The 7,806-nt window shown below is 40.9% G+C and carries 6 protein-coding genes and 1 pseudogene; 4 read left to right on the top strand and 3 right to left on the bottom strand.

The features are described from left to right. Positions 1-340 precede the first annotated feature (340 nt). A complete protein-coding gene (locus J7I83_RS11270; RefSeq protein WP_215100785.1) occupies positions 341-820 on the top strand; it encodes a plastocyanin/azurin family copper-binding protein in 480 nt (159 codons plus the stop codon). A gap of 453 nt (positions 821-1,273) precedes the next feature. On the opposite strand, the gene J7I83_RS11265 is transcribed toward J7I83_RS11270, so the two are convergent. Next, the gene (locus J7I83_RS11265; protein WP_215100784.1) at positions 1,274-1,402 is read right to left on the bottom strand and encodes an IS66 family transposase; all 129 of its coding nucleotides are present in this window, start codon (positions 1,400-1,402) and stop codon (positions 1,274-1,276) included. A gap of 276 nt (positions 1,403-1,678) precedes the next feature. On the opposite strand from J7I83_RS11265, the gene J7I83_RS11260 reads away from it, so the two are divergent. Together J7I83_RS11260 and J7I83_RS11255 are read left to right on the top strand one after the other, a co-directional pair. Further along, the gene (locus J7I83_RS11260; protein WP_215100783.1) at positions 1,679-2,587 is read left to right on the top strand and encodes a LysR family transcriptional regulator; all 909 of its coding nucleotides are present in this window, start codon (positions 1,679-1,681) and stop codon (positions 2,585-2,587) included. A gap of 108 nt (positions 2,588-2,695) precedes the next feature. After that, complete coding sequence (locus J7I83_RS11255; RefSeq protein ID WP_215100782.1) at positions 2,696-3,754, top strand: homocysteine S-methyltransferase family protein; 1,059 nt, start codon at positions 2,696-2,698, stop codon at positions 3,752-3,754. A gap of 149 nt (positions 3,755-3,903) precedes the next feature. Here J7I83_RS11255 and J7I83_RS11250 read toward each other — a convergent pair. Continuing rightward, positions 3,904-4,188: pseudogene (locus tag J7I83_RS11250) on the bottom strand (thioredoxin domain-containing protein); the annotation flags it as partial. A gap of 195 nt (positions 4,189-4,383) precedes the next feature. On the opposite strand from J7I83_RS11250, the gene J7I83_RS11245 reads away from it, so the two are divergent. Next, the gene (locus J7I83_RS11245) at positions 4,384-4,755 is read left to right on the top strand and encodes an ArsR/SmtB family transcription factor (RefSeq protein ID WP_215100781.1); all 372 of its coding nucleotides are present in this window, start codon (positions 4,384-4,386) and stop codon (positions 4,753-4,755) included. A gap of 190 nt (positions 4,756-4,945) precedes the next feature. Here J7I83_RS11245 and J7I83_RS11240 read toward each other — a convergent pair whose 3' ends face one another. Continuing rightward, positions 4,946-7,420, bottom strand: coding sequence for a heavy metal translocating P-type ATPase (locus J7I83_RS11240; RefSeq protein ID WP_215100780.1), 2,475 nt, complete (start codon positions 7,418-7,420; stop codon positions 4,946-4,948). Positions 7,421-7,806: the final 386 nt, after the last annotated feature.

Genomic DNA, 7,806 nt, shown 5'->3' with positions numbered 1-7,806 from the left:
CTGTTGGTACCAATAAGGCTAATGATAGTGGAAGTGCTAAAAGACATTTGTTTAATTTCATAAAGAATCGCTCCCTTTTTCTTTTTTTTTTTTGGTTATACAGTTATAACGCAAGGGCAAATCATTTAGATCACTTTATTTTAAAATTAAATAAACTATTCAATCTTTGAAGATAATGGGTTATCCGCTTTCTTTCTATATTTGCTGCTATGTATAATAGTTGATAGATAAATACGCCCGTTTCTGTTTTCTTCAAAGAAAATATATTTTATATAGAAGGTAATCTAATTTAACTTTGCTTACGTTCTATTAGAAAGGATAAAAAAAGGAGGAGAAAATAATGATCAACAAAAAATTTGGTTTAGTACTCGCTGCAGGTATTCTTTCGCTGGCAGCTTGTGGAGAAGAGCAGCCGACAGCCAATGAGAATACTGAAGAAGTTACAGAACAGGAAAGCACTACTGAGGAAGAAACACCTACAGGGGAAACAATTGTAGAGGAAACAGAAGAGGAAACAGAAGAGGAGCCTGTGGAAGAAAGTTCGCCTGAAGCTAAGAACGGTGCCGCCTCTGATTTGCTATCAAACGCTGAAGAGACCAGTTTCGTGTTTAATGAAGCGGGCGAGTTTTCTATCTTTTGCGAGCCGCATCCGGTCATGCAAATGACTGTTCTGGTAGAAGAAGGAGCAGAACAGACGGGTGAAGTCGCTGTAAATATTGCCGACTATGAATTTGGCGAAGAAACGATTACCGTTGCCCCAGGGACAACGGTCGTGTGGACTAATCAGGATCAGGTCAAGCATAATGTCGCGATTAAATAAGCAACTATCCTAAAACAAAGCAGCACAAGTACTAGTTCTCACTTGCTTGTGCTGCTTTTTTAGTGATTTCAGATTACACCCGAAATTGTCCCTGTTAGAGGAAAATTGCACCAATTCAAGTTTTATTTTGCACAAAATTTCGAAAGACCAGTGACCCCTTAATTTAAGGTCACTGGTCTTTCGAATGCTTTGCTTTGCATATAAATACTTCCGATCCTCCCTCATCTATCAACTAAATTTATATAGTTTATTATTCATGTATAAAAATCCCAATACGCTTCACTTACTGACTTTTCCATAACAATGATTATTCTAGAATGGTTTGAGTATACCAGCTGTCAAAGTCAGTCATTCGCAGAATATATAGCTATCTACTAATACAAGAGGTGAACCGAGCCCCATTTAATGGACAATTTATAAAAAAGCGCCCTGCAAGAACTGACTATCCTTTTGTTAGACCTGAAGGCGTTCTGTTGCGTCTTTATCTTTGATTTTGCGTTCAATCGCAAATAATTGGGTACAGAAGTTGAGTCTCTTTTTGGCAATCGTCGAACGGATAACGCCTGGCGCTGCAACTTTCAATGCTTTGAGGCCTCATCGAATTTCCGAAGCGCATGCGCCCAACAGCCAGCAGCTCGATATTCTCGAGTGATTCATAGCCAGCATAGCCGTCGAATAGTCAGTTAAATTGCCGGGAAGTGAGGGACAGGACGGATAAAAATGGATAGCATAAAATTGCAACTCTGTGTCAAACACCATGGACCACTGTCCATAATCATACCGGGTACTGCTTAAAATTCTTCACAAGCTGTCTATGCTACAATAAAACCGCATTATGAAGGCAGGGAGGAAAAGCAGATGACATTCCAACAATTAAAATACGTGATCGAAGTGGCGAGGAACCGGTCGATTAGTAGAGCAGCGCAGCGATTGTTTATTAGTCAACCGAGTCTGTCCAATGCGATCAAAGAGTTGGAAAATGAACTAGGGATTACTATTTTTTCACGTACGAATAAGGGGATTATAATTACTGCTGAGGGTACGAAGTTTTTAGGGTATGCAAGACAGGTGATTGAACAAACAGACTTGTTGGAAAATGAATATTCTAATACGAAACAGCCGCCACAGCAGCACTTCTCTGTATCGGCACAACATTATTCCTTTGCAGTCAGTGCATTTGTAAAATTGTTAAAAGATTATGAACGGGATGAATATGAATTCACCTTACGAGAAACTAGGACCTATGAAATCATTGATGATGTAAGAGAGCTTCGAAGTGAAATTGGCATTTTATACTTGAATGATTTCAATAGCCAGGTGATATCTAAGTTTCTTAGAGAAGGGAATTTAACGTTTCATAAACTATTTGAAGCAGATCCACATGTTTTTATCAGCTCGACGAATCCACTTGCGAACCAGAAGTACGTGACCCTGGAGGATTTGCATCCTTTTCCGTATCTTTCTTTTGAACAAGGGGAATATAATTCATTTTACTTTTCTGAAGAGGTACTCAGCACAATTTCAAGACCGAAGAATATCCATGTAAGTGACCGGGCAACCTTATTTAATTTACTGATCGGGTCGAATGGCTATACGATTTCAACAGGAATCATTAGTTATGATATCAACGATAATGACATTGTAGCGCTTCCACTAAAGGTGGATGAGCGTATTACGGTTGGCTATATTACACGTAAAAATGTTCCGAACAGCCCGCTGGCAACGATTTATATTAATCACTTGAAAGAAACCATATTGAATAAATAAATTTGTCTATAGTTTAAAACTATGCCGAACGATAGAATTTAGGAGTTACGCTATATAAGCGCTCTGATGCTACACTAGCCTTACTTAAAAGAAAAGGGAGCGGGTTAGATGGTAGCGAAGAAAAGAAGTTTGGAACAACGATTAAATGAAGGCACGGTCATTGTAGGAGAAGGGTATTTGTTTGAACTAGAACGCAGAGGCTATTTACAGGCAGGGTCTTTCGTGCCAGAGGTCGCTTTGGATAATCCGCAGGCTTTAAAGCAAGTATACCGGGACTACATGAACGCTGGCTCAGACGTGGTGTTAGCATTCACCTATAATGGCCACCGTGAAAAAATGAGAATCATCGGCAAAGAACATTTACTTGAGCCTTTAAATCGAAGTGCGATCCGTTTGGCGAAAGAAGTAGCAGCAGAACATCCGATCGAAGAAGCGTTAGTTGCAGGAAACATCTCAAATACGAATATTTTTGACCCCGAAGATATAGAATCCAAGAAAAGAGTAAGAAGTATTTTTGCAGAGATGGTCAAGTGGGGAAAAGAAGAAGGCGTAGATTTCATCAATGCTGAAACTTTTTATTACCACGAAGAGGCTATTATTGCGTTAGAAGAAATTCAAAAACAAGGCTTGCCAGCAGTTGTTACATTAGGGTTGATGGGTGAGAATATATTACGTGACGGTTACACGGTAGAAGAATCTTGTAGAATTCTTTCAGAAAAAGGTGCGTTAGTTGTTGGAATGAACTGTTTCCGCGGTCCGGCTACAATGCAGCCACATCTTCAGAAAATCAGACAAAAGGTAGAAGGTTTTGTTGGGGGATTGCCAATCCCATATCGAACGTCAGAAGAACACCCAACATTCTTTAACTTACCTGATGGCGGATGCAGTTGTACCCTGCCAACTCAAACAACTTTCCCGACATCGTTAGATCCTCTTTATCATAATCGATATGAATTAGCAGAATGGGCGAAAGAAGCCCAAAGTATTGGTATTAATTATATTGGTCTTTGTTGCGGAGCATCACCTGCTATGTTAAGGGCAGTAGCAGAAGCAACAGGAATCCAAACAATCAACTCGAAATATTCACCAGATATGGAGAAGCACTTCTTATTCGGAAAAGATAAAACCTTAAAGGATCATAATCTTACCTACCGAATAAAAGCATAAGCATATGAAGACTCACTCTTAGGAATTAAAGAGTGAGTCTTTTTTAAGAAACCGCTTACTTTTAAAATATCTGAGTATCCAATAGATTTTCCTACAATTAGCATTAGTTGCGTGAGTAAATGTTTATCGTCTTCTCTGCCTTCACATAATCCAAAGAAAAGAACGTTAATACAGGAAAACTTCACATCTCCTGTATCGACGCAGTCTTCAACTAATTGCGGATAAACCGTTTCTCCTCACGCCTTACAAGACGGACATTTGAAGTCCCCAAATTCGATGACCGTTACCAGGGCCTCTTCTTCTCCTAGGATCGGCTGTCCACTGATGTCGATTTGTGCTGTTTCCACTGTCGCTGTTTCCTGTTGGTTCGTCAAAATCACGATTGCGGCCAACATCACTACGGCTAAAGTTGTCAGAAGAACCACAAACTTCATTCCTGATTTGTTGTTTTATTATTCATAAGAACCCTCTTTTTTGTATTGGTTTTATTGTAAAAGTAAATGAATGACCACTTTATTTTAACTATCAACCCCCAGCATTAATATATTCATTTGAATATTAGAATTGACAACTTTTTGAATTCTCCCTACACTGAGCATAACCAGCAAATTCGGGAAAGAGGTGAGAATATGATTGAAGCTGAATCCCCTAAGAAGATGGATACGTGCCAAACATTTTGTTATGACGAAGAAGTCGTCAAGAGAATACAGCCTAAACTTGAAAATATGGATGGAGTAGAATTGATTTTCAAAGCCCTGTCCGATGCCACCCGCCTAAAGGTCGCTTATGCTTTAACGTTAGAAGAAGAACTGTGTGTCTGTGATGTTGCGAACATCTTAAACACCACGACAGCCACTGCTTCTCATCACCTGCGGTATTTACGGAATATGGGACTAGCAAAGTATGAAAAAAGAGGGAAACTGGTATTTTACTCCTTGCCAGATAATCATATCCGTAAATTGGTGCAATTAGCAGCAGAACCTAACATTGAGGTCCGGTAAAAAAGGATTCTTATTTTGTAAAATCTCCTTCAAACAGCAAAAAGCCTTTTCGATTTAAGAAAAGGCTTTTTGCTGTTTATTTTTACAGGTGCATTTACAATAGCAGCTAAGACGGGACTCCTTTTCCGCCTATCCTAATTTCTTTTAACAAATAGTTAAATGCGGTGCTCTGGCAAAAGAGGTTCTGCAGCTACTTTTGTCTAAGTAATCTCATGCTATTGAGTATAACCAACAGGGCAGCGCCCGTATCGGCCAAAACAGCCATCCATAAAGTTAAAAGCCCTGGAAAAATTAGGAGCAAAGCCACCACTTTCGTCAAGAGAGAAAACCAGACGTTCTGCTTGATGATTGTTAAGGCTTTTCTGCTTAATTTAATGGTGTGAGGAAGTTTCTCCAAATTATCGGCCATTAAGACAATATCGGCCGTCTCCATTGCCGTATCTGTTCCGGCCCCGCCCATGGCGATTCCAAGGTCTGCCGTCGCCAGTGCGGGAGCGTCATTAATCCCGTCCCCAACCATTGCTACTTTTCTTCCCTCTTGCTGCAGTTTTTTAACTGCCGTCACTTTATCTTCAGGCAGCAGTTCAGCAAAGTACCGATCCACACCGGTTTGGGTCGCAATTTTTTTCGCGGTTCCTTTGTTATCCCCTGTCAGCATGACCATTTCTTCCATACCAACATCTTTAAGCTTTTGGATGGCTGTAACCGTGATGCTTCGAATCGTATCAGCGACTCCGATTACCCCTAAAATTTCTGTACGGGTTCCCACTACAATTAATGTGTGTCCTTCATTTTGCAAGATCTGAATGCGATCCGCTACAGACGACAGAGAGACGTTCATTTCCTGGTACAACTTGGGATTGCCAGCGAAATATTCAACCCCATTAATGGTCGCCTGTGCTCCTTTACCAGGGATTGCTTTGAACGAATTTCCGGTTTTCACGGAAATCTGTTGTTCATCGGCATACGAAATAATGGCTTTGGCAATCGGATGAATTGAGCGTTCTTCAATGGTTCGTGCAATGCTGATCAGTTCATCTTCCGTTCCTTTTACTGCGACTATTTCCGAAACTTTTGGTTTACCTTCTGTTAACGTTCCGGTCTTATCAAAGGCAATTGCATTTATCGCCCCTGCTTTCTCAAGGAACGTTCCTCCTTTGATCAAAACCCCATTTTTAGCTGCATTCCCGATGGCCGATACAATGGCCACCGGAGTCGAAATGACAAGCGCACAAGGACAAGCTACCACCAACAAAGCGAGTCCTTTGTAAACCCACTCTTCCCACGTCCCGAAACCGGTTAGAGGAGGCAACACCATGACCAGCAAAGCAAGCACAAAAACAATCGGTGTATAAACTCGTGCAAAACGATCTACAAATGCTTGAGTTGGCGCCTTCTGTTCTTGCGCTTCCTCCACGAGGTGAATGATTTTTGCAATGGTCGTATCTTCTACCAGTTTTGTTACCCGAACTTCTAAGGAACCACTTTCATTGATCGTTCCGGCATATACGGGATCGCCATTTTCTTTATCGACCGGCATCGATTCCCCTGTAATGGGCGCTTGGTTGACACTTGAAGCACCCGAAAAGACCTCTCCGTCCAGCGGAATCTTTTCACCCGGCTTGATCACGATGGTATCACCCACGGCCACTTCTTCTACCGGTTTGGAAATCAGTTGATTTCCTACTTTTACTAACGCTTCAGAAGGAGCGAGATTGATCAAACTCCGAATGGATTCTCTTGTCCGTTCAATCGAACGATTTTGTAGCGCATTCCCTAAGGCAAATAGCCAAACAACCGTTGCGCCCTCGAACCATTCACCAATCAAGGCAGCTCCGATAGCTGCGGAAACCATCAAGACATTCATGTCCAGAGATTTGCTTTTCACAGCATAAAAAGCGCTTCTGGCGGGCTTGTATCCCCCAATGACAATGGCCAAAGCATATAAAACCGTTACCAATGTTTCAGAAAGGCCTGCAAGTGAACCAAAGAAACCGAAAGCTAAAAGTACGCCTGAAAGGGTTGCCGTGCTAACTCTAATTTTATTCTTTTCTTCGATTTTTCGTTCCTTTGTCACCAGCGAGGCCTGGAAACCGGCTCTTGCTACTTCTTGAATGATTTCTTTGTCTTGTGCAGTGTGAAGGATCTGCATTTTTCCCGTAGAGAAATTCACCTTCACATTCTGAACCGAAGGGTTTTTTGAAAGATGCTTTTCAATGGTTGCTGCACAAGCACCGCAGTCCATCCCGTCTACTCGATAAACCTGTCCATTTTTTTTCGTTTCCACTGCATTTGTTTCAAAACCTAATTTTTTCACTTGCCTTGGAATTTGATCGGCCATTGCAGCATCGCTTACCCCCACTGTCATTTTTCCGGCACTGTAATTCACATTCACCGTTTCAATCCCTTTTAAAGTGCTGAGGCTCTTCTCAATGGTTGCCGCACAAGAAGGGCAATCCATTCCTTGCACCTGATACGTGAATGATTCGATTGTTTGTCTAGCCGGATTTTGTTCTTCAGGATTAGGTGTCGGGTCACTGGAACTTTCCTTATTAGTTTCACAACAAGGAGTGGCTTTCTCCAAAATTTCCACCGGTTGTTTTGAGCTTGTACAAGAAGTGTCTTTACAGCAGCTTGTCTCTGCTTGTTTTTCTGCAACTTTCATTTCATCTCTCCTATCTGCTGTTTCTCGTCGAAAGAGAAACTTGGTACTCATACGAAATGATAAGGCCTTCACTTTCTAACTATCGGTAGAGATGGAAGCTTTTACTACAGCATCACTTAGTTCTAATTCTCTTTCCATTTCCAAATAACGCTCTAACATTCGTTTGAATATTAGTATATAGATTAAAATACTATGGAATATTTGTCAACACTCTCTCCTTTGGTGAAAGCGTTACAGAATAGAATCACAATCTATTGAATGAGCGCTCGTAGAATTGCATTTATCCAGAAAAAAAAGAAGCTCATGTTTGAGCTTCTTCTCTTCCAATAATTTCTGAATATGTAAACTGTGTAACTGATCAGAATTCTCTTCTATTTCATTTACAC

The organism is Planococcus sp. ISL-110, assembly GCF_018613575.1.
GTDB lineage: Bacteria > Bacillota > Bacilli > Bacillales_A > Planococcaceae > Planococcus.
Note: the sequence above shows the minus strand (reverse complement) of the source record. Positions and strands in the feature narration are given on the sequence as shown.